The organism is Actinokineospora cianjurensis, from assembly GCF_003663795.1.
Classification (GTDB): domain Bacteria; phylum Actinomycetota; class Actinomycetes; order Mycobacteriales; family Pseudonocardiaceae; genus Actinokineospora; species Actinokineospora terrae.
Map to the genome: position 1 here is coordinate 2,910,538 of NZ_RCDD01000001.1, position 23,627 is coordinate 2,934,164.

Below are 23,627 nucleotides of genomic sequence, written 5' to 3' on the forward strand. Positions count from 1 at the left end.
GGGGCGAGGGGAGTCGGGATGGCCGGTCGGCGGATTGTGTGCGGGGTTGTGCTCGGCATCGCGTTGGCCGGTGCCGCGTGCACCAGCCCCGAGCCCGCCCCGAGCAACCCCGTGGTGCAGCCGGGCAGGCCGGGGGAGGCCAACCACACGCTGTCCCCGGAGGAGATCGAGTCCGGGGTGCCCGTCGTCCCGCCGAACGCCGCCGACTACACCTACGCCGAGATGATGATCGTCCACCACCAGCAGGCCGTGGACATGGCCGCGCTCGCCCCCGACCGCGCCGCCAACACCTCGCTCAAGGGCCTGGCCAGCCGCATCGCCGACACCCAGGGCCCCGAGATCGGCGCGATGAACGAGTGGCTGCGCCGCAACGGCAAGCCCGCCATCGACCCGAGCCACGCGGGCCACTCCGGCCACGCGGCGCACCCGATGCCGGGCATGGCGACCCAGGAGCAGCTCGACCGGCTGAAGGCGGCCACCGGGGCGGCGTTCGACGCGCTGTTCGTCGAGCTGATGACCCGCCACCACCAGGGCGCCATCGAGATGGCCGACGTGGTCCGCAAGGACGGCTCGGACGTGCGGGTGCAGGAGATGGCCGACAACATCGTCGCCGAGCAGTCCGACGAGATCGTCCGGCTGCGCACCATCCTGGGCTGAGCTGCCTGTCCCCATCCCCCCGGGTTGTCCACAGGCGGGGGAAACCGGGCGGCGGCCGCCGCGAGCGGCTCGCTAGCATCCTTGGTGTCGAGGTCACAGCAGGTGTGACCACCCGAGCACCGAGGAGCTCCCGTGTCCCAGCCAGAGTCCCCAGCCGTCGCACCCGCCCAGAGCGTGGTGGTGCCGGCGGGCACTACGGCTGGCGCGGCCGTCCGCGAGGCCGGGCTGCCCGGCAAGGGCGCGGACGCCGTCGTGGTGGTGCGCGACGCCGAGGGCCGCCTGCGCGACCTGTCCTGGGCGCCCACCTCGGACGCGGAGGTCACCCCGGTCGCGGCGAACACCGACGACGGCCGCTCGGTGATCCGGCACTCCTGCGCCCACGTGCTCGCCCAGGCGGTGCAGCAGCAGTTCCCCGAGGCCAAGCTCGGCATCGGCCCGCCGGTGCGCGACGGCTTCTACTACGACTTCGCCGTCGACAAGCCGTTCACCCCGGAGGACCTGCAGGCGCTGGAGAAGCGCATGAAGCAGATCATCAAGGGCGCGCAGCGGTTCTCCCGGCGGGTGCTGGAGTCGGTCGACGCGGCCAAGGTGGAGCTGGCTTCCGAGCCGTTCAAGCTGGAGCTGGTCGACATCAAGAGCGATGTGGACGACCCCGAGGTGATGGAGGTCGGCGGCGGCGAGCTGACCATCTACGACAACGTCGACCCGCGCTCCGGCGAGCAGGTCTGGGGCGACCTGTGCCGCGGCCCGCACGTGCCGACCACCAAGCACATCCCGGCGTTCAAGCTCACCAGGGTGGCCGCGGCGTACTGGCGGGGTGACCAGAACAACCAGCAGCTCCAGCGGGTCTACGGCACCGCGTGGGAGTCCCAGGAGGCGCTCGACGCGCACTTGGAGCTCATCGCCGAGGCCGAGCGCCGCGACCACCGCAGGCTGGGCACCGAGCTCGACCTGTTCAGCTTCCCCGACGAGATCGGCTCCGGCCTCGCGGTGTTCCACCCCCGCGGCGGCATCGTGCGGCGCGCGATGGAGGACTACTCCCGCCGCCGCCACGAGGAAGAGGGCTACGAGTTCGTCTACAGCCCGCACATCACCAAGGGCACGCTGTTCGAGACCTCCGGGCACCTCGACTGGTACCGCGACGGCATGTACCCGGCGATGCACCTCGACGCCGAGTACAACGAGGACGGCACGGTCCGCAAGCCCGGCCAGGACTACTTCCTCAAGCCGATGAACTGCCCGTTCCACGACCTGATCTTCCGCTCCCGCGGCCGCTCCTACCGCGAGCTGCCGCTGCGGATGTTCGAGTTCGGCTCGGTGTACCGCTACGAGAAGTCCGGTGTGGTCCACGGCCTCACCCGGGTCCGCGGCATGACGCAGGACGACGCGCACATCTTCTGCACCCCCGACCAGGTGCAGGAGGAGCTCAAGTCGCTGCTCACCTTCGTGCTCGACCTGCTGCGCGACTACGGCCTCGACGACTTCTACCTCGAGCTCTCCACCCGCAACGAGGAGAAGTACGTCGGCTCCGACGAGGTGTGGGCCAAGGCCACCGAGGCGCTGCGCGTCGCGGCCACCGACTCCGGCCTGGACCTGGTGCCCGACCCGGGCGGCGCCGCGTTCTACGGCCCCAAGATCTCCGTGCAGGCCCGCGACGCCCTCGGCCGCACCTGGCAGATGTCCACCATCCAGGTCGACTTCAACCTGCCGGAGCGCTTCGAACTGGAGTACACCGCCGGTGACGGCACCCGCCAGCGCCCGGTGATGATCCACCGCGCCCTGTTCGGCTCCATCGAGCGCTTCTTCGGCGTCCTCACCGAGCACTACGCGGGCGCCTTCCCCGCCTGGCTGGCCCCGGTCCAGGTCGTCGGCATCCCCATCGCCGACGAGCACACCGACCACCTGCTCCAGGTGGCCAAGTCCCTGCGCGCCAGGGCCATCCGCGTCGACGTCGACGCCTCCGACGACCGCATGCAGAAGAAGATCCGCAACCACACCCTGCAGAAGGTCCCCTTCCTCCTGGTGGCAGGCGGCAAGGACGTCGAATCCGACTCGGTGTCCTTCCGGTTCCGCGACGGCTCCCAGGTCAACGGCATCCCCGTGGCCCGCGCCATCGACGCCATCGAGTCCTGGATCACCCGCCGCGACAACACCTCCCCGACGGCGGACACCTTCACCATCGACTAGTGGTCACGGCTGGTGGCCGGGGCCTGTGCTCCGGCCACCAGCCCGGCTCGCGGGTGGCCCGGTCCAGTGGCCCGCGACCTCCCGGCGAAGTGGATCGGGGTCAGAATCGGCACCCCCACCCCCGACGCCGCCGGGAGCCACTGTGCCGCGACAGCCCGCCTTGACCTTCGCCGGGGCGCTCGACGTGCTCGGCAAGCACGAGCCGAAGGCCGTGGGCGCGCTCGACAAGGCTCTTGGTGGGCTGATCCTCGCCGCGGGTGCTGGGGCTGGTCTTGCCGTCCTCGGTGGTGCCGCCCTGGCGCCGTTGGCGCTGCTGGCCCCGCTGTGGGGGTGGGTCGACCAGAAGAACGAGGCTTTCGGACTCCTACGCTCGATCGTCAAGAGCCTCCGGGCGAGGACTTCGCTGCCCGGTGGACAGCGGGTCTGCTGCGGCACACCAACGAGCAGTTGGCTGAGGCAGGAGTAGCAGGCTCCGACCCGGTGGAGTTCGTGGATGCCGTGACCCAGCGCTACGAGTCGTACTACCTGGACCTGGCGGCCACGGTTCCCGAGTTCCTGGTGTGGGCGAGCCTGGGCCAGCACGCCGCGACCCGGGCACGGCTCGCCGAGCTGGACACCCTCCTGCGGGACACGGCGGCCGAGCAGTCCACCGCCCTGGAAGGCTTACGCCGCCTGGTCTCGGCGAACGCGCCAGGCCCCAGACCGAACCACCTCCGCTGGAGCCTGCACCTGGCCAACCGCAGCGTGCTCCTCGAGCCGGTCGTGCCGACCGATGCCGGGCACTACAACACCGAGGTTGTCTTCCCGACGGTGGAGAGGATGTTCCTGACCCCTCGCTACCGGATCGCCTCGCCGCACAGCTGTCCGCAGAGGACTACACGGTCGTGCGCGTCCCGCTGCGGTCGGTCGACTCGGGTGCGCCGATCATGAAGCAGGTCCAAACCGCCCTCGACCTGGCGACCAACTCCCGGGTCTTGTGGACCGACCTCGCCGACAGCAGCACCGACACCCTGACGGTCCTGCTGCTCGACGGGCTGCACGAGCTGCTGCAGGCATCCCTGCGCGACCGGTCCAACTACCTGCACGAAGTCGCGGACTTCCAGTGGATCGAGGCGCAGCAAGGGCGCCAAGTGGCGGTCATCGTCACCTGCCGCACCGTGGTGATCGACCGTGTCTCCCTCGTCGACGGGACCGTCGTGGTCAAGTTGGAGGCGTTCAGCCACGACCAGGTCGCAGGCTGGCTGGAGCGTTGGCGGGCGGCCAATGCCGCCGGGGTCGGTTCCGGCGCGGTGCGGGCGCTGACCTTCGACGAAGCCATGCACCAGGCCGACCTCGCGGTCCAACCCCTGTTGCTGCTCATGCTCGCCCTCAACGCCGCCGACCCGACCTCGCGACTACTGGACGCCGGACTGTCCCGCGCGGCGCTATACGACCAGATCTTCAACACCTTCGTACGCCGCGAGGTGCTCAAGCGCACCGAGCGCCCGTTGCGCGGAAGGGCGCTGGACGCGGCGGTGGAGAGCCAGGTGATCAGGTTGGCCATCGCAGGCATGGCCATGTTCAACCGGGGCAGGCTGAGCGCGAGCGAGTCGGAGATCCGGGCGGATCTCGGCGCGCTGGGTGGTGAGTTCGCGAGGGACGCTGGTGCCCGGGTGGTGGGCGAGTTCTTCTTCGTGCACACAGCCAAGGCGAGCTTTGCCAACCATGCCTATCGTTCGTACGAGTTCCTGCACGCGAACTTCGGCGAGTACCTGGTCGCGCATTTCGTGGTGCTCGAATTGCGCAAGGTCGCCGAGGCGTCCTTCGGCGGCAAGTGGCCGTTCGGGGAGATCGCCGACGAACTGCTTTACGCCGTGCTGTCGCACCACGCGTGGCGCCGCAGGCGGTCCATTGTGGAGTTCGCGGTCGGCCTGTTCGGCGAATTGCCTGCCGACGAGCGCGCGAACATCCAGACGGTGCTTCGGATACTCATCAGCACGTACCGGGCGAAAGAGCGCTCTTCGAGGTTCAACGGGTACACGCCGGTGCCCCGCGACACGATCCGCCAGCACGCGACCTACTCGGCGAACCTTGTCACCATGGCGGTCTCGTTCACCGCCCCTGACCCGGTGAGGCTGGTCGACGTGTTCGGTGGTGAGCCCCATGAGGCTCTGCGGGCCTGGCGTTCCACCTTGTCGCTCTGGCGGTCAGGGTTGGACGGCAACGCGTGGCAACTCGTGGCGGGCTGGTTCATCGCGTCGATCGCGCGGTTGTGACGGAGCGAATGGCTCGGGTGGTCGAAGGGAGGCGCTCGACTAGGCGCTCCAGGCACTGGCCAGCAGTGTGCGGGTCTCGGCAAGCAACTGAGGCAGCACCTTCGTGTGCCCGATGACGGGCATGAAGTTCGCGTCCCCACCCCACCGGGGCACCAGGTGCTGGTGCAGGTGCGCCGCGATCCCGGCTCCAGCCACCACGCCCTGGTTCATGCCGATGTTGAACCCGTGCGGCGAGGCCACCTTCCGCGCCACCCGCATCGCCTGCTGCGTGAATCGGGCAAGCTCATCGGTCTCAGCAGCGGTCAGGTCCGTGTAATCAGCCACATGCCGGTAGGGCACGACCATCAGGTGCCCCGGGTTGTACGGGTACAGGTTGAGCACCGCGTACACCGTCTCCCCGCGAGCGATGATCAGCGCTTCGGCGTCGTCCAGTCGCACCAGGCCGCAGAACGGGCAGCCGTCGCTGTCCTGGCCGTCGGGTTTGCCCTCGCCGCGGATGTAGGCCATCCGGTGCGGTGTCCACAGCCGCTGCAGGGCGTCGGGTTCGCCGACCCCGTCCTGGGGAACGAGCTCGGGTCCCTCGGTGGGGGCGGGTCCAGCCATGCCCCGATCCTAGTGGCGGGCCCCGACACCGCATCGGGCCTGGCAGCGCGGGTCACAGGTGGAGGCGGCGACCCCGCCCCCACCCACCCCGCGGGTCACGCCTGGCGCAGCACGGCCTCGATCTCGATGTGCACGGTGATCTTGTCGCCGACCACGGCGATGCCGTTCTGCACGCCCTCGAAGTTCACGCCGAACTCGCGGCGGTTGATCTCGGTCTGGCCGGAGAAGCCGACCCGGGTGCCGCCGTAGGGGTCCGGGCCGAAGCCGTTGAGCTCGAACTGCAGCGGGACGACCTTGGTGACGCCCTTGAGGGTGAGCTCGCCGTCGAGGACGTAGCCGTCGCCGTCGGCGCGGATGCCGGTGGCGGTGTAGGTGAGCTCCGGGTAGGTCTCGACCTCGAAGAAGTCGGCGGAGCGCAGGTGGCCGTCGCGCTGCTCGTTGTGGGTGTTGATCGTGTTCAGGTCGATCGCGACGCGCACCGACGCCTGGGTCGGGTCCTCGGCGGTGACGATCTCACCGGAGACGCCGTCGAAGCGGCCCTTGACCTTGCTGACCACCATGTGCCGGACCGAGAAGCCGACGTCGGAGTGGGCGGCGTCGATGTCCCAGGTGCCCGCGACGAAGCCGGGCAGGGTGGCGAGAGTCATCAGATCTCCTCATGTGGTTGAACACTCAACCGGAACCTTACCGCGAGCCGATTGAGAGTTCAACTAGTAGAGTGGGTGGCATGGACGACACCCGGTGGCTCTCGACGGCCGACCAGGACGTGTGGCGGACCTTCGTCACCATGCTCGGTGCCCTCGGCGAACACATGGACCGGCAACTGCAACGCGACTCGTCGATGCCCTACACCTACTACGAGATCCTCGTCGTGCTCTCCCACGCACCCTGCCGGTCGCTGCGGATGAGCGAGCTGGCGGGGCTGCGCGGGTCCAGCCGCAGCAGACTCTCCCACGCCGTGGCCAGGCTGGAGGCGCAGGGCTGGGTCGAGCGGCGCGAGTGCCCGACCGACAAGCGCGGCTCCGTCGCCGTGCTCACCGACGCCGGGTTCGCCGCGCTGGTCGCCGCCGCGCCCGGGCACGTCACCACCGTGCGCGAGGCCGTGTTCGACCGGCTGACCCCGGAGCAGGTCACCGCGCTCGGCGCCATCAGCGCCGCCATCCTCGACGGCATCGACCCGGACAAGACCCTGCCCGGGTGCCGCGAACCGCGCTGACCAGCCCGGTCTGCACAGGACTAACCCGCGGCGGTTACGCTGCCCGGGCCAGGTCGTCCCGCGGTTAGGTGCGTCTCACACCCCCATGCTCAACATCTTCGCCCGTGCCTCCGTCTCCCGCGTCACCGATCCGATCGGGGCCGGGCTGGTGCGCCTCGGCCTCACCCCGAACGCCGTCACCGTGCTGGGCACCGCGTGCGCCATCGCGGGCGCGCTGTGGCTGTTCCCCACCGGGCACCTGCTCGCCGGGACCTTCGTGGTCTGGGGCTTCGCCATGTTCGACCTGCTCGACGGCGCGATGGCCCGCGCGCTCGGCGGCGGCACCCGCTTCGGCGCCGTGCTGGACGCCACCTGCGACCGGCTCGCCGACGGCGCCCTGCTCTGCGGCATCACCTGGTACCTGTTCGACACCGGGAACCGGGTCACCGCCGTCGCCGCGCTCATCTGCCTGGTGCTGGCGCAGGTCGTCTCCTACATCAAGGCGCGCGCGGAGGCCAGCGGCCTCGACGCCGACGGCGGCCTGGTCGAGCGCGCGGAACGGCTGATCATCACCCTGGTCGGCACCGGCCTGTCCGGGCTCGGCGTGCCGTACGCGGTCGAGGTGTCGCTGTGGCTGGTGGCCGCGGGCTCGGTCATCACCGTCGGCCAGCGCCTGCTCGCGGTGCGCCGCAGCGCCGCGGTCCCCGCCGAGGAGAACGCGCGATGAGCTGGGGTGAGCGGCTGCACGCCGCCGGGTACGGGGCGGGCTGGCGGCTGGTCAAGACGCTGCCGGAGGGGGCCGCGACCGCGCTGTTCCGCGGCGGTGCCGACCTCGCCGCGCGCCGCGCCGGGCCGGGGGCCAGGCAGTTGCGGTCCAACCTCGCCCGGGTCGTCCCGAAGGCGGGGCCAGCCGAGTTGGACGACCTCGTGCGGCAGGCGCTGCGCTCTTACGCCCGGTACTGGCAAGAGGCGTTCCGCCTACCGGCGATGGACCACGCTGCCGTGCACGCCGAGATCGACGCCACCATGACCGGCAACGAGTACGTCACCGCAGCGCTCGCCGAGGGCAATGGCGCCGTCTTAGCCCTGACGCACTCGGGTAACTGGGACGCCGCCGGTGTGTGGCTCGCGCGTGAGCACGGTCGGTTCACCACTGTCGCCGAGCGCCTGAAGCCCGAGTCCCTCTATGAGCGGTTCGTCGACTACCGCGCGTCGCTCGGCTTCGAGATCATTCCCGCCACCGGTGGCGACAAGAACCCTGCGGTCGTGCTGGCCGAGCGGCTGCGGCAGAACAAACTGATCTGCCTAGTCGCTGACCGCGATCTCACCCCGGCAGGTCTACCGGTCACCTTCTTCGGCGCCAAGACCCGGATGCCCTCCGGTCCCGCCTACCTCGCCGCGCGCACCGGCGCCGCCCTGATCCCGGCGGGCTGCTGGTTCACCGACCACGGCTGGGGCCTGCGGCTGCACCCGCCGATCAAGGTCGACGGCGTGCGCGGGGTCAAGGCGGCCACCCAGGCGCTGGCCGACGTGTTCGCCGCCGACATCGCCGCGCACCCGGCCGACTGGCACATGCTGCAGAAGCTGTGGATCGACGACCTCACCGAGGCGCGGCAGCGGGAGCTGTCGACCGGGGAGGAACCCCGGAGGCGCCGGTGAGCGGGACATGAGGGTCGGCATCGTCTGCCCGTACTCCTTCGACGTGCCCGGCGGCGTCCAGGCGCACGTGCTGGACCTGGCCAGGGCGCTGCGCGGGCTCGGCCACGACGTCGACGTGCTCGCCCCGGCCGACGAGGACACCCCGCTGCCCGACTTCGTCCAGCCTGCCGGGCGCGCCGTGGGCATCCCGTACAACGGGTCGGTGGCGCGGCTGTCGTTCGGCCCGGTGTCCTACGCGCGCGTGCGCCGCTGGGTCCGCGAGCACGACTTCGACGTGCTGCACCTGCACGAACCGACCGCGCCGAGCCTGTCGATGCTGGCCATGGTGGTCGCCGACGGCCCTATCGTGGCGACCTTCCACACCTCGACGCCGCGCTCGCGCACGCTCAGCGCGTTCCAGTCGGTGCTGCGGCCGTTCCTGGAGAAGATCACCGCCAGGATCGCGGTGTCCGCGCTGGCCAGGCGGGTGCAGGTGGAGCACCTCGGCGGCGACGCGGTCGAGATCCCCAACGGCGTCGACGTGGGGTTCTTCCGCGACGCCGACCCGCTGCCCGGCTACCCGCGCGCGGGCGGCACGGTCGGGTTCGTCGGCCGCTACGACGAGCCGCGCAAGGGCATGCCGGTGCTGCTCGACGCGCTGAACCTGCTGCTCGACGACCGGCCGGACCTGCGACTGGTGGTGGTCGGCCGCGGCGACGAGGCCGACCTGCGGCGCGCGGCCGGACCACGCCTGGCCGACCGGATCGACCTGCTCGGGCAGGTGGACGACGCGGACAAGGCGCGCATGCTCAGCAGCGTGGACGTCTACTGCGCCCCGAACCTGGGCGGCGAGAGCTTCGGGATCATCCTCACCGAGGCGATGGCCGCCGGTGCCGCGGTGGTGGCCAGCGACCTCGACGCGTTCCGCCGGGTCCTCGACGACGGCCGCGCGGGGGTGTTGACGCCGGTGGGGGAGCCCGCGGGGTTGGCCGCGGGGCTGCGGTCCGTGCTGGACGACCGGGCCAGGCGTGACGGCTTGGTGCTGGAGGGGGAGCGGCGGGTCGCCGCGTACGACTGGTCGGTGGTCGCCGCCCAGGTCCTGCGGGTCTACGAGCAGGCCGTCGCGGCGGATCCACGCGGTGTGGGGGAGGTGCCGTGACCGCCTGGGTGGTGGTGTTGGCGGCCATGGCGCTGCTGGTCCTCGTCGGCATCTGGCTGGTCGGAACGGCCAACCGCCTCGACCGCCTGCACGTGCGCACCGACGCCGCCTGGGCCGCCCTCGACGCCGCCCTGGCCCGCCGCGCCGTCGTCGCCCGAGCCGTCTCCGGCGGCATCGACCCACCCCCCGGCGACCACCTCCGCGTCCTGGCCGACCGAGCCGAACACGCCCCCCGCCCCGACCGCGAACCCGCCGAGAACGCCCTCACCCGAGAACTGGCCACCGTAGACCGCCGCGACCTCCCCCTCACCCTCGTAGCCGAACTCGCCGACGCCGAACACCGAGTGATAATCGCCCGCCGAGTCCACGGCGACGCCGTCCGAGACACGCTCGCGCTGCGCCGCCGCCGCGTGGTCCGCTGGCTGAAACTCGCAGGCACCGCCCCTAGCCCGGAGTACTTGGAGATCGCGGAGCCATCGTTGTCGGAGGACGTACCCCGGCCTGCTGCGCGGGTGGTCCTGCGTGATGGGGATGGGCGGGTACTGCTGTTCCGGGGGCATGATCCTGCGCGGGTGGACGAGGTTTATTGGTTCACGCCTGGGGGAGGGGTGGAGGCGGGGGAGGACTTGCGCACGGCTGCTTTGCGGGAACTGCTTGAGGAGACTGGTGTGGTGCCGGACTCGCTTGTTGGTCCGGTGTGGCGACGGCGGGTGGCGTTCAGTTTCGCTGGGCGGAGCTATGACGGGGAGGAGTGGTTCTTCCTCGCGTCGCTGCCGGATGGGTCTGCTGTGGACACTTCGGGGTTCACGGAACTGGAGTTGGCGACTATTGGTGAGCATCGGTGGTGGTCGCCGGAGGAACTGCTGGCTACCTCCGAGACGGTGTATCCGGTGCAGTTCGCTGAGCTCTTGCCGAGCCTGTCCACTTGGGACGGGACACTGAGGCCGGTTCGATAGGGGCCGACGCCTGCCCAAACAACGTTGGCCCCAAACCCGGCCCTCACGGACGTTGGCCCCCACGCGCCCCTCACAAGCTTCGGTCCCATCGAGCTTGCTCGTAAATCGCGCGTGGGCCAAATGCCGAAGGCGAGGCGTTTCCGTCGATGGCGCAGCCGAGAACGAGAGCAGCTGGGGGAGGGCGGCTCTCGGTCTCGGCTGCGCCATCGACGACAAGACCTCGCCTTCGGCATTGGCCGGAGCGCGAGTTTCGAGCTTTGCTCGATGGGGCGAACTTATTTTGCGCGGGGCCCCTGCGACCTCCTGGGAAGAGCACAAAGGCGGGGCCTGAAGAGACGGCCCTCCCCCGCGCGGCGAGCTTACGGAGGCCGCCACCCCACACAAAACAAGTCCACCCCATCGAGCCGGCTTGGCACCAGCGGATCCGAGGAGCGGTTGTCGGCCAACGCCTGTGAGGGGCACGTTGGGGCAACGCCTGAGAGGGGCGCGTGGGGGGCCAACGATCGTGAGGGCAGGGTCAGGGCCAACGTCTGTGAGGGCAGGGTCAGGGCCAACGTCTGTGAAGGCTTGCCTCTAGCTAGCTGGTAGTGGGTCGAAGCGGGAGAAAGAGCGGTTGAAGCTGCCCGCTCCAGAAGTCAGTGACCGCAGGTCGATCGCATAACGCACAAGCGCCGTCGCAGGAATCTCTGACTGGATAGTCGTGTGGCCGGAGTCATCCGTAGTGGTGCCAAGGACTCGACCTCGACGAGCGGAAAGGTCACCCAGAACAGGACCCAGGTGGTCGTCAGGAATGGTGATGTGGACCTCGTCGACAGGTTCCAGCAGGGCGATCCGGGCTTTCTCTGCGGCGTCGCGGATAGCCAGAGTGGCGGCGGTTTGGAAGGCGGTGTCGGAAGAGTCGACGGTGTGGGATTTGCCGTCTATGAGGGTTACGCGGACGTCGACCACGGGGTGGCCGTCGCGTAGGCCCCGGGCCAGTTGGGCGCGGACGCCTTTCTCGACGCTGCCGATGAACTGGTGTGGGACGGCGCCGCCGACGACTCGGTCGACGAACTCGATGCCGGAGCCTGTGGGGAGCGGTTCGACCTCGACGTCGCACACCGCGTACTGGCCGTGCCCGCCGGACTGCTTCACGTGCCGACCGTGCCCGCGCGCGGGCGTCGCGAACGTCTCCCGCAGCGTCACCCGCACCGGCTCGGTGTCCACATCGGCCCCGCCCGCGCGCAGGCGGTCGAGCACGACGTCCGCGTGCGCCTCGCCCATGCACCACAGCACCAACTGGTGCGTCTCCGCGTTGCGCTCCATCCGCAGCGTCGGATCTCCCGCGACCAGCCGGGACAGGTTGCGCGCCATGGTGTCCTCGTCGCTGCGGGTCTTGGCGGTGACCGCGACCGGCAGCAGCGGCTCCGGCATCGCCCACGGCGCCATCAGGATCGGGTCCTCCGGCGCCGACACCGTGTCACCGGTCTCCGCCGAGCCGACCTTGGTCACCGCGCATAGGTCACCGGCCACGCAGTACGGCACCTCGCGCAGCGCCGCGCCCAGCGGCGAGTAGACGTGCGCGACCCGTTCGTCGGTGTCGTGGTCCTCGTGGCCGCGGTCGGCCAGCCCGTGCCCGGAGACGTGCACCGCGCGCTCCGGCCGCAGCGTCCCGGAGAACACCCGGACCAGTGACACCCGACCGACGTACGAGTCCACCGCGGTGCGCACCACCGCCGCGGCCAGCGGCCCGTCCGGGTCGGCGGTGATCGCCGGGTGCGCGTGCCCGCCCGGGTCGGTCACCCCGGGCAGCCGGTGTTCGAGCGGCGACGGGAACGCCCTGGTCAGCGCGTCGAGCAGGGCCGCGACCCCCAGGCCGGACAGCGCGCACACCGGGAACACCGGGTGGAACGCGCCGCGCGCCACGGCCGTCTCCAGGTCCGCCGTGATCGTCGCCGGGTCGACCTCCTCGCCCGCCAGGTAGCGGTCCATCAGGGACTCGTCCTCGCTCTCGGCGATGATCCCCTCCAGCAGCTCCGCCCGCGCCACCTCGGCCGCGTCGTCGAGGCTCGCCGGTTCGCCGCCGACCCACCGCTGGGTGATCAGGCCGAGCAGTCCGTCGCCCACCGGCAGGTACACCGGCAGCACGGTGGCGCCGAACGCGTCCTGGCACGCGGCGAGCTCGGCGGCGAAGTCGGCGCGCGCGTGGTCGAGCCGGGCGATCACCAGCGCCCTCGGCATGCCCACCGCGGCGCACTCCGCCCACAGCGCCGTCGTGGCCGCGTCGACCCCCTCCGACGCGCTGACCACGAACAACGCCGCGTCGGCCGCCCGCAGCCCGGCCCGCAGCTCACCCACGAAGTCGGCGTACCCGGGGGTGTCGATCAGGTTGACCTTCACCCCGTCGTGCAGCAGCGGGGCCACCGCCAGCCCCACCGACCGCTGCTGGCGCACCGCGGCCGGGTCGTGGTCGCACACCGTCGTGCCCTCGGTGACCGACCCGGCCCTGGTGACCACCCCGGACGCCGCCAACAGCGCCTCGGTGAGCGTGGTCTTCCCGGCCCCGGACGGCCCGACCAGCACGATGTTGCGGACCTTCGCCGGGTCGCTCACCGCGACCCCGGACTCGGGTTGACCGTGCTCGGAGTGCTTCGACCCCATGGCGCCCACCTCCCTCGGTCGGGGGGCCGCCGGGGCTCCCCATCGGCTGTCTGTGTCCGATCTCACACCGACTCCGCCGAGCGGACAACCCCATGGTCGAAGTGGTCTTTCGAGATAGCCCTCGATTGGCCGCCTTGATCGGACCACCTGGGACGTAACCTGTGGTCAGCGCCGGTGCCCGGCGCGACGACTCGACCCGAGAGGCCGCACCGTGTCCGACGCCAGCACCGCCCCCAAGCACGCCGCCACCGCCCCCGAGACCGGCACCACGCGGGTCAAGCGCGGCATGGCCGAGATGCTCAAGGGCGGTGTGATCATGGACGTGGTCGACGCCAAGCAGGCGAAGATCGCCGAGGACGCGGGCGCCGTGGCGGTCATGGCGCTGGAGCGGGTCCCCGCCGACATCCGCACCCAGGGCGGCGTGGCCAGGATGAGCGACCCGGACCTGATCGACGGGATCATCGCGGCCGTGTCCATCCCGGTGATGGCCAAGGCCCGCATCGGCCACTTCGTCGAGGCGCAGGTCCTGCAGTCGCTCGGCGTGGACTACATCGACGAGTCCGAGGTGCTCACCCCGGCCGACTACGCCAACCACATCGACAAGTGGGCGTTCACCGTGCCCTTCGTCTGCGGCGCGACCAACCTGGGCGAGGCGCTGCGCCGGATCACCGAGGGCGCGGCGATGATCCGCTCCAAGGGCGAGGCGGGCACCGGCGACGTCTCCAACGCGACCACCCACATGCGCAAGATCCGCGCCGAGATCAAGCGGTTGTCCTCGCTGCCGACCGACGAGCTCTACGTCGCGGCCAAGGAGCTGCAGGCGCCCTACGACCTGGTCGTCGAGGTCGCGCGCACCGGCAAGCTGCCGGTCGTGCTGTTCACCGCGGGCGGCATCGCCACCCCGGCCGACGCGGCGATGATGATGCAGCTGGGTGCCGAGGGCGTGTTCGTCGGCTCGGGCATCTTCAAGTCCGGCAACCCGGAGCAGCGCGCCGAGGCCATCGTCAAGGCCACCACCTTCCACGACGACCCCGACGTGATCGCCAAGGTCAGCCGCGGCCTGGGTGAGGCCATGGTGGGGATCAACGTCGAGGGCCTCGCCGAGCCGCATCGCCTGGCGGAACGCGGCTGGTGATTCAGCCTGGCGGAACGCGGCTGGTGATTCAGCCTGGCCGAGCGCGGCTGGTGATCCTGGGGGTGTGCTGGATCGGGCACGGGTCCGATCCAGCGCCACCCGCTAGACGTGCTCGGAGACCATCGCGGCCATGGTGCCGCCGGTCAGCGCCTCGAACACGTGCGGCAGGTCGCCCGGGTAGGACACGTAGTCGCCCGGCTCGATGGTGACCGGGGCGTCGGTGAGGCCGACCAGCGCGCGCCCGGCGCACAGCACGACGTGCTCGACGACGCCGGGGGAGTGCGGGGCGGACTCGCGCTTGCTGCCCGGTTCGGCGGTGATCAGGTAGAGGTCGCGGCGGGCGTGCGGTGGGCACGAGGCGAGCAGCGTGGCGATGTACGAGGCGCGTTCGGAGAACACGGCCGGTCCCTCGCCCGCGCGGATGACCTGGACGCGCGGTTGGGGCGGTTCGACGAGCCTGCTGAACGGCACGTTCAGCGCGACGCTCAGCGCCCACAGCGTCTCGACGCTGGGGTTGCCCGAGCCGGACTCGAGCTGCGACAGCGTCGACTTGGCCACCCCGGCCCGCTTGGCCAGTTCGCTGAGCGAGAGCCCGACCCGCTCGCGTTCGCGGCGCAGGGACCGGGCGATGACCTCCAGCGGGGCTCCGCGCTGTTCCACCAACACTCTCCGTTCGCTATGACGAACAAAGCGTTCGCCTTGACGAACGCGCCTGAGGTGTTCATGATACTGGACTATGCGTTCGATATGGCGAACCCTCGATCCCGGCCTCTGGCGGGGCGTCCTGGCCATCGCGGTCGCCGCGGCGGTCAACGGGGCCTCCTTCGGCGCGATCGCGGTCGCGGCGGGCAACCCGCTGTGGGTGCCGGTCGCGATGTCCGTGCTGGTCTTCGCGGGCGGCTCGCAGTACATGGCGGTCGGTGTGGTCGCCTCCGGTGGCAGCCCGATCGCGGCGGTCATCGGTGGCCTGGTGCTCAACGCCCGGCACCTGCCGTTCGGCCTCGCGATCGGCGACGTGGTGGGCAAGAGCCTGCCCGCCAGGCTGGTGGGCAGCCACCTGCTGGTGGACGAGTCGGTCGCCTTCGCCATGGCGCAGAAGGACCCGGAGCGCGCCAAGGCCGCCTACTGGGCCTGCGGCGGGTCGCTGTTCATCGCCTGGAACCTCGGCGTGTTCGGCGGGTCGCTGGCTGGCTCGCTGGTCAGCGACCCGAGCGCGCTCGGCCTGGACGCGGTCTTCCCCGCGGTCATGCTGGCCCTGGTCCTGCCCGCGCTCAAGGAGGCGGGCAAGCTGCGTCCCGCCCTGCTCGGCGCCGCGATCGCCCTGGCAGCCACCCCGTTCCTGCCGCCGGGCGTGCCCGTGCTGCTCGCCCTGGCCGGGCTGGTGGCCGTGCCCCGCCGCACCGGGACCGCGCCGACCGCTGAGACCGCCGGGACCGTCGGGACCGCCGAAGCTGCCGGGACCACCGAGGCCGCCGGGACAACCGAGGCAAGGGAGGCGACGGCGTGACCATCGTGCCGATCCTGGTGCTCGCCCTGGGCACCTTCGCCTTCCGCTTCGGCGGGACCCTGCTGCGCGACCGGATCACCCTGTCCCAGCGGGTCAGGGACCTGCTCGCCACCGGCGCCGTCGTGCTGCTGGTCGCGCTCATCGCCACCAGCGCGCTGGCCAAGGGCCACGGCTTCGCCGGGTGGGCGCTGCCCGCCGGGGTCGCCGTCGGCGGGCTGCTGGCCTGGCGCAAGGCCCCGTTCGTCGTCGTGGTGATCGCCGCCGCCGCGACCACCGCACTGATCCGCCTGGCCGGGGTGGCCTGACCCGAGCCCCGACCAGGCTCATTACCCTGGGTCGAGGAAACGAGGGAGGACCAACCAGTGTCCGCGCAACGACCGCTCATCGGCGTGCTCGCCCTGCAGGGCGACGTCCGGGAGCACGCCGCCGCGCTCGAGGCGGGCGGCGCCGAGGTGATCACCGTCCGCCGCGAGTCCGAGTTGGCCGAGGTGGACGGCCTGGTGCTGCCCGGCGGCGAGTCGACCACCATCTCCCGGCTGCTGGCCACCTTCGACCTGCTCGACCCGCTGCGCGCCAGGCTCGCCGCCGGGCTCCCGGCCTACGGCTCCTGCGCCGGGCTCATCCTGCTCGCCGAGAAGGTCATCGACGGCAGGCCCGACCAGCACCAGCTCGGCGGCCTCGACGTGATCGTCCGGCGCAACGCCTTCGGCAGGCAGGTCGACTCGTACGAGGAAGACCTCCAGGTCACGGGGGTCGACGGCCCCCCGGTGCACGCCGTGTTCATCCGCGCGCCCTGGGTCGAGTCGGCCGGTCCGACCGTCGAGGTGCTGGCCAGGGTGCCCGACACCCGGGCGGCGGGAGCGGCCGCCGGTAGGATCGTCGCCGTTCGGCAGGGCAACGTGCTGGCCACCTCGTTCCACCCGGAGCTGACCGGTGACGCGCGCGTGCACCGCCTGTTCGTGGACATGGTCCGTGCGGCCGGGGTCCGCGGGCGCACAACCGAGAACTGAGCCATGACGGAGGACCGATGAGCGGCCATTCAAAGTGGGCGACGACCAAGCACAAGAAGGCCGCCCTGGACGCCAAGCGGGGCAAGCTGTTCGCCAAGCTGATCAAGAACGTGGAGGTGGCCGCGCGCACCGGCGGCGGTGACCCCGACGGCAACCCCACCCTCTTCGACGCGATCCAGAAGGCGAAGAAGAACTCGGTCCCGCAGGACAACATCGAGCGCGCCCGCAAGCGCGGCGGCGGCGAGGAGGCGGGCGGCGCCGACTGGCAGACGATCATGTACGAGGGCTACGGCCCCAACGGCGTCGCGGTGCTCATCGAGTGCCTCACCGACAACCGCAACCGCGCCGCGGGCGAGGTCCGCACCGCGATGACCCGCAACGGCGGCAACATGGCCGACCCGGGCTCGGTGGCGTACATGTTCAACCGCAAGGGCGTCGTGGTGCTGCCCAAGAACGGCCTGTCCGAGGACGACGTCCTGGGCGCCGTGCTGGACGCGGGCGCCGAGGACGTCAACGACCTCGGCGAGAACTACGAGATCGTCTCCGAGCCCACCGACCTGGTCGCGGTCCGCACCGCCCTGCAGGGCGCCGGGTACGACTACGAGTCCGCCGACGCCAGCTTCGTCCCCTCGGTCACCGTCGCCCTCGACGCCGACGGCGCCCGCAAGATCTTCAAGCTGATCGACGCCCTTGAGGACTCCGACGACGTGCAGAACGTCTACGCGAACTTCGACCTTTCCGACGACGTGCTCGCCGAGATCGACTAGGTCGGCGAGGTGGGGTTGGCGCAACGTCTACGCACTGTGTCAACTTCCACCTCTCGGACGACGTGCTGGCCGAGATCGACTAGTTCCCGCTGTGCCGGGGCCCGGGTTCTTGCCCGGGCCCCGTTCGGTCCCCACCGAGGAGTCGCCCGTGCCGCTGGATGACCTCAGCGACGACCAAGCCGCGCTGCGCGAGTGGCTGCTCAAGACCGCCGACGAGAGCGGCCACGCCGTCATCCAGGTGCCCGGCGACGAGCACGGCTCCCCGTACGCGTTCACCGTCGGTGCCTGGCGCCGGTTCGGCGCGCCCGAGGCGATCGTCATCGGCCTGCCGGTCGATATGAACCAGCCCCTGCTCGACGCCTACGTGCGGCGCGCGTCGCAAGGCGAGCGGTTCTTCCCCGGTCTGCCCTACCTGGACTTCTTCGAAGGCACCCCAGTGGTCGTGGAGCGGGTCAACCAGGACTTCTACCCGCTGCTCGGTAGCGCCCTCTTGCTCTACCCGTCCGGCCAGTTCCCGGCTGTCCAGATCATCGTGGCCACCCCCGACGGCCACTTCCCGTGGAGCCACCAGGCCCCCGAGGGGTTCGCCGAGTGGCAGCCCGTCCTCACCGAGAGCGGCCTCCCCGAGAGCTGGCGCCCTGGCATCGATGGCCCATGACCATCCGCCTCGCTCCGCTGCGCCCAGAGGACGTCGGTGAAGCTCTTACCGTCCAGCGCTCCGCTTACGTGTCCGAGGCCCAGCGCTACCACCAGCCTCTTATCCCACCGCTGGTAGAGACCCTGGACCAGTTCCGCGCCGACCTCCGCATCGCGATCGGCGCCTGGTCCGGCACCCGCCTGGTCGGCAGCGTCCGCGGCCGGGTCGACGGCCCGCGCATGGAAGTCGCCCGCTTCTCCGTTGCCATCGACTTCCAGGGCAAGGGAGTCGGCCGCGCCCTCCTCACTGCGGTCGAGGCCGCCGCCCCACCGGAGATCACCCCGCTTCTGGCTGGTCACCGGGGCCGCCAGCCACGACAACCAACGCCTCTACCGCGCCGCGGGCTACCTCCCCGCAGGCGAACGCGACGACGTCATCGGCATCCGGTTGCTGATCATGGAGAAGCCGCGCTGAGCAACCGAGCCAGCTCGGTGGGCAGGGTGTCGGGAACACCGAACTCGACCGCCGCGTCGGTGTAGGGCGGGATCACGACCGTGCCGACCAGCGACCGAGCGCGGCGGTGTGGGCGGCAACGGGATCGCTCATGGTCCCAGCGTAGGAACCCTGCCCGTTCGGTCCTCCCGCCTGCGCCGAACCGCCGGTTACGATCTTCTCCCCGGCAGGGAGAGGCAGGTCCGGTGGCTGAACCAGAGCGTCCGCGTCCGGCGGCGTTGACCGAGGCGGAGTTGGGGTTCTCGCCGCGGGCGGCGGTGCGGTGGTTGGCGCCCAGGGTGTTGTTCACCACCGGGATCCAGTCGATGTTGGCGACGATCTTCGGGTCCTACGCCGACAAACGGGAGATCCAGGGCAGCCTCCGGGTCCGGGAGCACGCGCACGAGGACGCCGAGTGGGTCGACTTCGTCGCCGACCTCGGTGACGGCTTCCACGCGACCCACTCCGTCGCCCAGTTGCTCGCCGCGGACGAGTTGGCCGTCGATGGTCACGACCTGCCGCGCGGCAAGGTGCTGGTCATGGGTGGTGACGAGGTCTACCCGTACGCATCGACCACCGACTACGAGGACCGGACCAAAGGGCCGTACCGGGCCGCGCTCCCGCTGACCGAAGACGGTTCCCCCACCCTGTTCGCCTTACCCGGCAACCACGACTGGTACGACGGGCTTACCGCGTTCCTTCGAGTCTTCGCCCAAGGACGCTGGTTCGGCGGTTGGGCTACCGAGCAGACCCGCTCCTACTTCGCCATCAAGCTCCCACACAACTGGTGGCTGCTGGCCATAGACACCCAGTTCGACGACTACGTCGACGCGCCGCAGCTGGAGTACTTCCGCGAAGCCACCGCGGAAATGGCCAAGGGCGACGGGGTCATCCTGTGCACGTCCAAACCGGCCTGGGTGGACGCTGGGTCCGGCGGTAGGACAAACGGCTACGACACCATCGAGTTCTTCGACCGCGAGATCGTCCGCTCCAAGGGCGCCGAGACCCGGGTCATGCTCTCCGGCGACAAGCACCACTACGCCCGGTTCGTCGAACGGGGCGACAAACCCCGGCAGCGCATCACCTGCGGCCTCGGCGGCGCCTACCTCGCGGCGACCCACGAACTGCCGGAGCTGTTGTGCCTACCGCCCGCGAACTCCCGCGTTCGCGCGCCCTCGCCACCAGCCTTCTATGACCTAGAGGCCCGCTACCCCGACGTGGACACCTCCAGGCGGTTCGCCCGCGGCATCCTCCGCCTGCCATGGCGCAACCCCGGCTTCTGGGGACTGACAGGCGGCTTCCAGACGATCATGACCCTGGCCGTCCTCTACGGCCTCGTACAGACCGACATCGGCGCCAAGGGGTTCTTCGGGCTGGTCGCGAGCTGGGCGCCCGCCGTCGTCGTCGGACTTGTGCTCGTACTGGGCGGTCTCGGCTTCGCCAGGTTGGGCAAGCCGCACCGAGTCGGTCTAGCCAGACTCTTCGGCCTCTTACACGCGGCAGGACACTTAGGACTAGCCGTCGGTTGGTCCTACGTCGTGATCTGGCTCTATACGGACGTTTTCCCCCACGGCGCCGCCCAGGACTGGGGCACGTTGTTCGTCGTCGCCCTCGGCACCCCGCTGCTGATCGGTTTCCTCGACGCCGAACTCGTCGCCTGCTACCTGATGCTCGCCAGCCGCGCGGGCATCAACCTCAACGAGGTCATGGCGGGCCAGAGCATCGAGGACCACAAGGGCTTCCTCCGCATCAGGATCGACGCCGACGGCCTGACCATCTACCCCGTCCGGCTCGACCGGGTCTGCCGCGACTGGACCGCCCAACCGGGCGCGGTCAGCACCCACCCCTGGTTCACCCCCGCCACCCCGCTCGAACCGCACCTGATCGAGCAGCCGATCCGCGTGTCGCGGTGATCGGGAGCGGCCGCACGCCATAGGCTCTCGAACGAGTGTTCGCGAGGCGGGCAGCGAGCGGTGGGGAGACGAGGACTGTGCGCGTGCTGGGCGTCGACCCTGGCCTGACCCGGCTCGGTGTCGCGGTCGTCGACGGCGGCACGGGCCGCGCGGTCCGGGCGGTCGCGGTCGACGTGGTCCGCACCCCGGTCGACGACGAGCTGGCGATCCGGCTGCTCAAGGTCTCCGACGCCATCGAGGCGTGGCTGGACCGGCACCGCCCGGACGTCGTGGCCATCGAGCGGGTGTTCAGCCAGCACAACGTGCGCACCGCGATGGCCACCGCGCAGGCGGCCGGGGTCGTCGCGCTCGCCGCGGCCCGCCGCGACCTGCCGGTCATGTTCCACACCCCCAGTGAGGTCAAGGCCGCCGTCACCGGATCGGGGCGGGCGGACAAGGCCCAGGTGACACTCATGGTGACCAAACTGCTCGGGCTGACCGTGGCGCCCAAACCCGCCGACGCCGCCGACGCGCTGGCCCTGGCCATCTGCCACCTGTGGCGGGCGCCGGTGCGCAACCGGATGGCCGAGGCCGAGGCGAGGGCGGCCGAGCTGGCCCGCAACCACCGTGCGAGGCTGGCCGCCGCCCGCAGACTGGACGCGGGCCGACGGCAGAGCACGGGCAAGGCGGTGAGCGAGTGATCTCCTCGGTGCGGGGCACGGTTGCCTCGATCGGTCTCGACCACGCGGTGGTGGAGGTGGGCGGCGTCGGGTTCGCCGTGCAGGCCACCCCGCACACCCTGGCCACGCTGCGGCGCGGCGACGAGACCGCGCTGGCCACCGCGCTGGTGGTCCGCGAGGACTCGCTGACCCTGTTCGGCTTCGCCGACACCGAGGCCCGCGACCTGTTCTGGCTGCTGCAGACCGTCTCCGGCATCGGCCCCCGGCTGGCCCTGGCCACCCTCGCCGTGCTGGAGCCCGCGCAGCTGCGCGCGGCGCTGGCCGACAGCAACATCACCGTGCTCACCCAGGTCCCCGGCATCGGCCGCAAGGGCGCCGAGCGGCTCAGCATCGAACTGCGCGACAAGGTCGGCGCCCTGGTGGGCACCGGCGACGCCCCGGTCGCCCCCGCCGCGGGCCAGGTCCGCGGCTCGGTGGTCGAGGCGCTGGTCGGACTCGGGTTCCCGGTCAAGCAGGCCGAGCAGACCGTCGACGCGGTGCTCGCCGCCGACGCGGGCGCCGACACCGCCGCCGTGCTGCGCCAGTCGCTGGCCACCCTCGGGCGCAAGCGCTGATGCAGGAGCCAGACGAGCCGGAGTGGGGTGACCTGTCGCCCCTGGTCGCGCCGGGGGAGCGCGACGACGAGACCTCGCTGCGCCCGCGCACCCTCGACGAGTTCGTCGGCCAGCCCCGGGTCCGCGAGCAGTTGCAACTGGTGCTCCAGGGCGCGACGCGGCGCGGCGCCCCACCCGACCACGTGCTGCTCTCCGGCCCGCCCGGCCTGGGCAAGACCAGCCTCGCCCTGATCATCGCCGCCGAGCTGGGCAGGCCCATCCGGATCACCTCCGGCCCCGCGCTCGAACGCGCGGGCGACCTCGCCGCGATGCTGTCGAACCTGGTCGAGGGCGAGGTCATGTTCATCGACGAGATCCACCGCATCGCCCGCCCCGCCGAGGAGATGCTGTACCTGGCGATGGAGGACTTCCGGGTCGACGTGGTGGTCGGCAAGGGCCCCGGCGCCACCTCCATCCCGCTCGAGATCGCCCCGTTCACCCTGGTCGGCGCCACCACCAGGTCCGGGTCGCTGACCGGCCCGCTGCGCGACCGGTTCGGCTTCACCGCGCACATGGAGTTCTACGTCCCCGAGGACCTGGAACTGGTGCTGCGCCGCTCGGCGGTGATCCTGGGCGTCGACCTGCGCCCCGACGGCGCCGAGGAGATCGCGGGCCGCTCCAGGGGCACCCCCCGCATCGCCAACCGGCTGCTGCGCCGGGTCCGCGACTACGCCGAGGTCCGCGCCGACGGCGCCGTCGACCGGGCCACCGCCCGCGCCGCGCTCGAGGTCTACGACGTCGACGAGCTCGGCCTCGACCGGCTCGACCGGGCCGTGCTCACCGCGCTCGTCCGCTCCTTCGGCGGCGGCCCCGTCGGAGTCGCCACCCTCGCCGTCGCCGTCGGCGAGGAGCAGACCACCGTCGAGGAAGTCTGTGAGCCCTACCTCGTCCGCGCGGGCATGCTCGCCAGGACGCCCCGGGGCCGCGTCGCGACCGCCCTCGCCTGGTCCCACCTGGGCCTCACCGCCCCAACCGACGCCCCCGGCTGGGCTGCGCCTACCCTGTTCTCCGAGTGACCGCACGCACACGGGTCGATCAGCCGAGCCGCACCCGGTCGCCGTGACCTGGCAGACTCGAAGACGACAACCCGAAAAAACGGACGTTTCGCACCGGGTGGCGCGCCGCCCCGTGGATGGAGTGACATGAACCAGGCCCTGCTCCCCCTGCTGCTCATCGCCGTCCTGGCGATCCCGCTGATCCTGGGCTCCCGCCGCCAGAAGAAGATGGTGGCCCAGCAGCAGGAGCTGCAGAACTCGCTGACCGTCGGCGACCGGGTGATGACCACCTCCGGCCTCTACGGCACCGTTTCCGACATCTCCGACGACGCCAGCATCGGCATCGAGATCGCCCCCGGCGTGGAGACCGTCTGGCTGCGCCAGGCGATCCGCGAGAAGGTCGGCCCGGACGTCGTCGACGAGGACGACGACGTCGCCGAGCTCACCGGCGAGCACGAGTCGATCCCGGCCGACGACGCCTCCGAGTCGGGCAAGCCGAAGAACTGATCGACCGGTTCGGCAGTTCGGCGCCCGAGGCGCGGGGCACGACGTGAGGCATGCAACACTGA

Annotated in this window: 26 protein-coding genes; 22 read left to right on the top strand and 4 right to left on the bottom strand. The window is 71.1% G+C overall.

Annotated features, from left to right (window positions below; all coding sequences use genetic code 11):
- The first annotated feature begins 18 nt into the window (after window positions 1-18).
- The 5 genes from CLV68_RS12970 to CLV68_RS12990 all read left to right on the top strand — a co-directional run bounded on the left by CLV68_RS12970 (window position 19) and on the right by CLV68_RS12990 (window position 5,099).
- The gene (locus CLV68_RS12970; RefSeq protein WP_121390580.1) at window positions 19-657 is read left to right on the top strand and encodes a DUF305 domain-containing protein; all 639 of its coding nucleotides are present in this window, start codon (window positions 19-21) and stop codon (window positions 655-657) included.
- A 174-nt stretch (window positions 658-831) separates the two neighbouring features.
- On the top strand, window positions 832-2,844 hold the full coding sequence (thrS, locus tag CLV68_RS12975; RefSeq protein ID WP_121391158.1) for a threonine--tRNA ligase: 2,013 nt from the start codon (window positions 832-834) through the stop codon (window positions 2,842-2,844).
- Between the two features lie 142 nt (window positions 2,845-2,986).
- Window positions 2,987-3,310 (top strand): NACHT N-terminal helical domain 7-containing protein, encoded by a 324-nt coding sequence (locus CLV68_RS12980; RefSeq protein WP_121390581.1) that lies wholly within the window; start codon window positions 2,987-2,989, stop codon window positions 3,308-3,310.
- A 14-nt stretch (window positions 3,311-3,324) separates the two neighbouring features.
- Window positions 3,325-3,774: an NACHT N-terminal helical domain 7-containing protein gene (locus tag CLV68_RS12985; protein ID WP_121390582.1), complete on the top strand. Its 450-nt coding sequence runs from the start codon at window positions 3,325-3,327 to the stop codon at window positions 3,772-3,774.
- Entirely contained in the window at window positions 3,771-5,099 is a 1,329-nt protein-coding gene (locus CLV68_RS12990) for an NACHT domain-containing protein (protein WP_147459974.1), read from the top strand. Before CLV68_RS12985 ends, CLV68_RS12990 begins: the two co-directional genes overlap by 4 nt.
- Window positions 5,100-5,138: 39 nt before the next feature.
- Here CLV68_RS12990 and CLV68_RS12995 read toward each other — a convergent pair whose 3' ends face one another.
- Complete coding sequence (locus tag CLV68_RS12995) at window positions 5,139-5,702, bottom strand: HIT family protein (protein ID WP_121390584.1); 564 nt, start codon at window positions 5,700-5,702, stop codon at window positions 5,139-5,141.
- A 95-nt stretch (window positions 5,703-5,797) separates the two neighbouring features.
- The gene (locus CLV68_RS13000; protein ID WP_121390585.1) at window positions 5,798-6,349 is read right to left on the bottom strand and encodes a YceI family protein; all 552 of its coding nucleotides are present in this window, start codon (window positions 6,347-6,349) and stop codon (window positions 5,798-5,800) included.
- 80 nt (window positions 6,350-6,429) lie between these two features.
- Here CLV68_RS13000 and CLV68_RS13005 point away from each other — a divergent pair, with 80 nt between their 5' ends.
- The 5 genes from CLV68_RS13005 to CLV68_RS13025 all read left to right on the top strand — a co-directional run bounded on the left by CLV68_RS13005 (window position 6,430) and on the right by CLV68_RS13025 (window position 10,650).
- Window positions 6,430-6,918, top strand: a complete 489-nt coding sequence (locus CLV68_RS13005) for a MarR family winged helix-turn-helix transcriptional regulator (RefSeq protein ID WP_121390586.1) — start codon at window positions 6,430-6,432, stop codon at window positions 6,916-6,918.
- An 85-nt stretch (window positions 6,919-7,003) separates the two neighbouring features.
- Complete coding sequence (pgsA, locus tag CLV68_RS13010) at window positions 7,004-7,624, top strand: phosphatidylinositol phosphate synthase (RefSeq protein WP_121390587.1); 621 nt, start codon at window positions 7,004-7,006, stop codon at window positions 7,622-7,624.
- Window positions 7,621-8,556, top strand: coding sequence for a phosphatidylinositol mannoside acyltransferase (locus CLV68_RS13015; protein ID WP_121390588.1), 936 nt, complete (start codon window positions 7,621-7,623; stop codon window positions 8,554-8,556). The genes pgsA and CLV68_RS13015 overlap by 4 nt, the downstream gene beginning before the upstream one ends.
- Before the next feature lie 7 nt (window positions 8,557-8,563).
- Complete coding sequence (locus CLV68_RS13020) at window positions 8,564-9,694, top strand: glycosyltransferase family 4 protein (protein ID WP_121390589.1); 1,131 nt, start codon at window positions 8,564-8,566, stop codon at window positions 9,692-9,694.
- A complete protein-coding gene (locus CLV68_RS13025; protein ID WP_246009789.1) occupies window positions 9,691-10,650 on the top strand; it encodes an NUDIX hydrolase in 960 nt (319 codons plus the stop codon). The genes CLV68_RS13020 and CLV68_RS13025 overlap by 4 nt, the downstream gene beginning before the upstream one ends.
- Window positions 10,651-11,223: 573 nt before the next feature.
- On the opposite strand, the gene CLV68_RS13030 is transcribed toward CLV68_RS13025, so the two are convergent.
- Window positions 11,224-13,290: an elongation factor G-like protein EF-G2 gene (locus CLV68_RS13030; RefSeq protein WP_121390590.1), complete on the bottom strand. Its 2,067-nt coding sequence runs from the start codon at window positions 13,288-13,290 to the stop codon at window positions 11,224-11,226.
- A 211-nt stretch (window positions 13,291-13,501) separates the two neighbouring features.
- Between CLV68_RS13030 and pdxS the strand changes: the two genes are divergently transcribed.
- Window positions 13,502-14,425 carry a pyridoxal 5'-phosphate synthase lyase subunit PdxS gene (gene pdxS, locus CLV68_RS13035; protein WP_121390591.1) on the top strand — a complete coding sequence of 308 codons (924 nt, stop codon included), beginning with the start codon at window positions 13,502-13,504 and terminating at the stop codon, window positions 14,423-14,425.
- A 102-nt stretch (window positions 14,426-14,527) separates the two neighbouring features.
- On the opposite strand, the gene CLV68_RS13040 is transcribed toward pdxS, so the two are convergent.
- Window positions 14,528-15,085: a helix-turn-helix domain-containing protein gene (locus tag CLV68_RS13040; RefSeq protein WP_246009790.1), complete on the bottom strand. Its 558-nt coding sequence runs from the start codon at window positions 15,083-15,085 to the stop codon at window positions 14,528-14,530.
- Window positions 15,086-15,161: 76 nt separating this feature from the next.
- Here CLV68_RS13040 and CLV68_RS13045 point away from each other — a divergent pair, with 76 nt between their 5' ends.
- The 11 genes from CLV68_RS13045 to yajC all read left to right on the top strand — a co-directional run bounded on the left by CLV68_RS13045 (window position 15,162) and on the right by yajC (window position 23,565).
- On the top strand, window positions 15,162-15,932 hold the full coding sequence (locus CLV68_RS13045; RefSeq protein WP_121390593.1) for an AzlC family ABC transporter permease: 771 nt from the start codon (window positions 15,162-15,164) through the stop codon (window positions 15,930-15,932).
- Window positions 15,929-16,237 carry an AzlD domain-containing protein gene (locus tag CLV68_RS13050; RefSeq protein WP_121390594.1) on the top strand — a complete coding sequence of 103 codons (309 nt, stop codon included), beginning with the start codon at window positions 15,929-15,931 and terminating at the stop codon, window positions 16,235-16,237. Before CLV68_RS13045 ends, CLV68_RS13050 begins: the two co-directional genes overlap by 4 nt.
- Before the next feature lie 57 nt (window positions 16,238-16,294).
- Window positions 16,295-16,942: a pyridoxal 5'-phosphate synthase glutaminase subunit PdxT gene (gene pdxT, locus CLV68_RS13055; RefSeq protein WP_121390595.1), complete on the top strand. Its 648-nt coding sequence runs from the start codon at window positions 16,295-16,297 to the stop codon at window positions 16,940-16,942.
- A 17-nt stretch (window positions 16,943-16,959) separates the two neighbouring features.
- The gene (locus CLV68_RS13060; protein WP_092778666.1) at window positions 16,960-17,709 is read left to right on the top strand and encodes a YebC/PmpR family DNA-binding transcriptional regulator; all 750 of its coding nucleotides are present in this window, start codon (window positions 16,960-16,962) and stop codon (window positions 17,707-17,709) included.
- A gap of 148 nt (window positions 17,710-17,857) precedes the next feature.
- Window positions 17,858-18,367, top strand: a complete 510-nt coding sequence (locus CLV68_RS13065) for a DUF4262 domain-containing protein (RefSeq protein ID WP_121390596.1) — start codon at window positions 17,858-17,860, stop codon at window positions 18,365-18,367.
- Window positions 18,364-18,885, top strand: coding sequence for a GNAT family N-acetyltransferase (locus CLV68_RS13070; RefSeq protein WP_211346485.1), 522 nt, complete (start codon window positions 18,364-18,366; stop codon window positions 18,883-18,885). The genes CLV68_RS13065 and CLV68_RS13070 overlap by 4 nt, the downstream gene beginning before the upstream one ends.
- 159 nt (window positions 18,886-19,044) lie before the next feature.
- Window positions 19,045-20,751, top strand: coding sequence for a metallophosphoesterase family protein (locus CLV68_RS13075; protein ID WP_121390597.1), 1,707 nt, complete (start codon window positions 19,045-19,047; stop codon window positions 20,749-20,751).
- Window positions 20,752-20,828: 77 nt separating this feature from the next.
- Window positions 20,829-21,431: a crossover junction endodeoxyribonuclease RuvC gene (gene ruvC / locus CLV68_RS13080; protein WP_121390598.1), complete on the top strand. Its 603-nt coding sequence runs from the start codon at window positions 20,829-20,831 to the stop codon at window positions 21,429-21,431.
- A complete protein-coding gene (gene ruvA / locus CLV68_RS13085) occupies window positions 21,428-22,024 on the top strand; it encodes a Holliday junction branch migration protein RuvA (protein WP_121390599.1) in 597 nt (198 codons plus the stop codon). The genes ruvC and ruvA overlap by 4 nt, the downstream gene beginning before the upstream one ends.
- Window positions 22,024-23,079 (top strand): Holliday junction branch migration DNA helicase RuvB, encoded by a 1,056-nt coding sequence (gene ruvB / locus CLV68_RS13090; RefSeq protein WP_121390600.1) that lies wholly within the window; start codon window positions 22,024-22,026, stop codon window positions 23,077-23,079. Before ruvA ends, ruvB begins: the two co-directional genes overlap by 1 nt.
- A 126-nt stretch (window positions 23,080-23,205) precedes the next feature.
- Window positions 23,206-23,565 (top strand): preprotein translocase subunit YajC, encoded by a 360-nt coding sequence (yajC, locus tag CLV68_RS13095; RefSeq protein WP_121390601.1) that lies wholly within the window; start codon window positions 23,206-23,208, stop codon window positions 23,563-23,565.
- The last annotated feature ends 62 nt before the right edge of the window (window positions 23,566-23,627 follow it).

Bases quoted from the DNA above. Each gene is read 5' to 3' on its own strand.
- CLV68_RS12970 (WP_121390580.1), top strand. From the start codon at position 19: ATGGCCGGTCGGCGGATTGTGTGCGGGGTTGTGCTCGGCATCGCGTTG.
- CLV68_RS12990 (WP_147459974.1), top strand. From the start codon at position 3,771: ATGAAGCAGGTCCAAACCGCCCTCGACCTGGCGACCAACTCCCGGGTC.
- CLV68_RS12995 (WP_121390584.1), bottom strand. From the start codon at position 5,702: ATGGCTGGACCCGCCCCCACCGAGGGACCCGAGCTCGTTCCCCAGGAC.
- CLV68_RS13000 (WP_121390585.1), bottom strand. From the start codon at position 6,349: ATGACTCTCGCCACCCTGCCCGGCTTCGTCGCGGGCACCTGGGACATC.
- CLV68_RS13005 (WP_121390586.1), top strand. From the start codon at position 6,430: ATGGACGACACCCGGTGGCTCTCGACGGCCGACCAGGACGTGTGGCGG.
- pgsA (WP_121390587.1), top strand. From the start codon at position 7,004: ATGCTCAACATCTTCGCCCGTGCCTCCGTCTCCCGCGTCACCGATCCG.
- CLV68_RS13015 (WP_121390588.1), top strand. From the start codon at position 7,621: ATGAGCTGGGGTGAGCGGCTGCACGCCGCCGGGTACGGGGCGGGCTGG.
- CLV68_RS13020 (WP_121390589.1), top strand. From the start codon at position 8,564: ATGAGGGTCGGCATCGTCTGCCCGTACTCCTTCGACGTGCCCGGCGGC.
- CLV68_RS13030 (WP_121390590.1), bottom strand. From the start codon at position 13,290: ATGGGGTCGAAGCACTCCGAGCACGGTCAACCCGAGTCCGGGGTCGCG.
- CLV68_RS13045 (WP_121390593.1), top strand. From the start codon at position 15,162: ATGCGTTCGATATGGCGAACCCTCGATCCCGGCCTCTGGCGGGGCGTC.
- CLV68_RS13060 (WP_092778666.1), top strand. From the start codon at position 16,960: ATGAGCGGCCATTCAAAGTGGGCGACGACCAAGCACAAGAAGGCCGCC.
- CLV68_RS13070 (WP_211346485.1), top strand. From the start codon at position 18,364: ATGACCATCCGCCTCGCTCCGCTGCGCCCAGAGGACGTCGGTGAAGCT.
- ruvB (WP_121390600.1), top strand. From the start codon at position 22,024: ATGCAGGAGCCAGACGAGCCGGAGTGGGGTGACCTGTCGCCCCTGGTC.
- yajC (WP_121390601.1), top strand. From the start codon at position 23,206: ATGAACCAGGCCCTGCTCCCCCTGCTGCTCATCGCCGTCCTGGCGATC.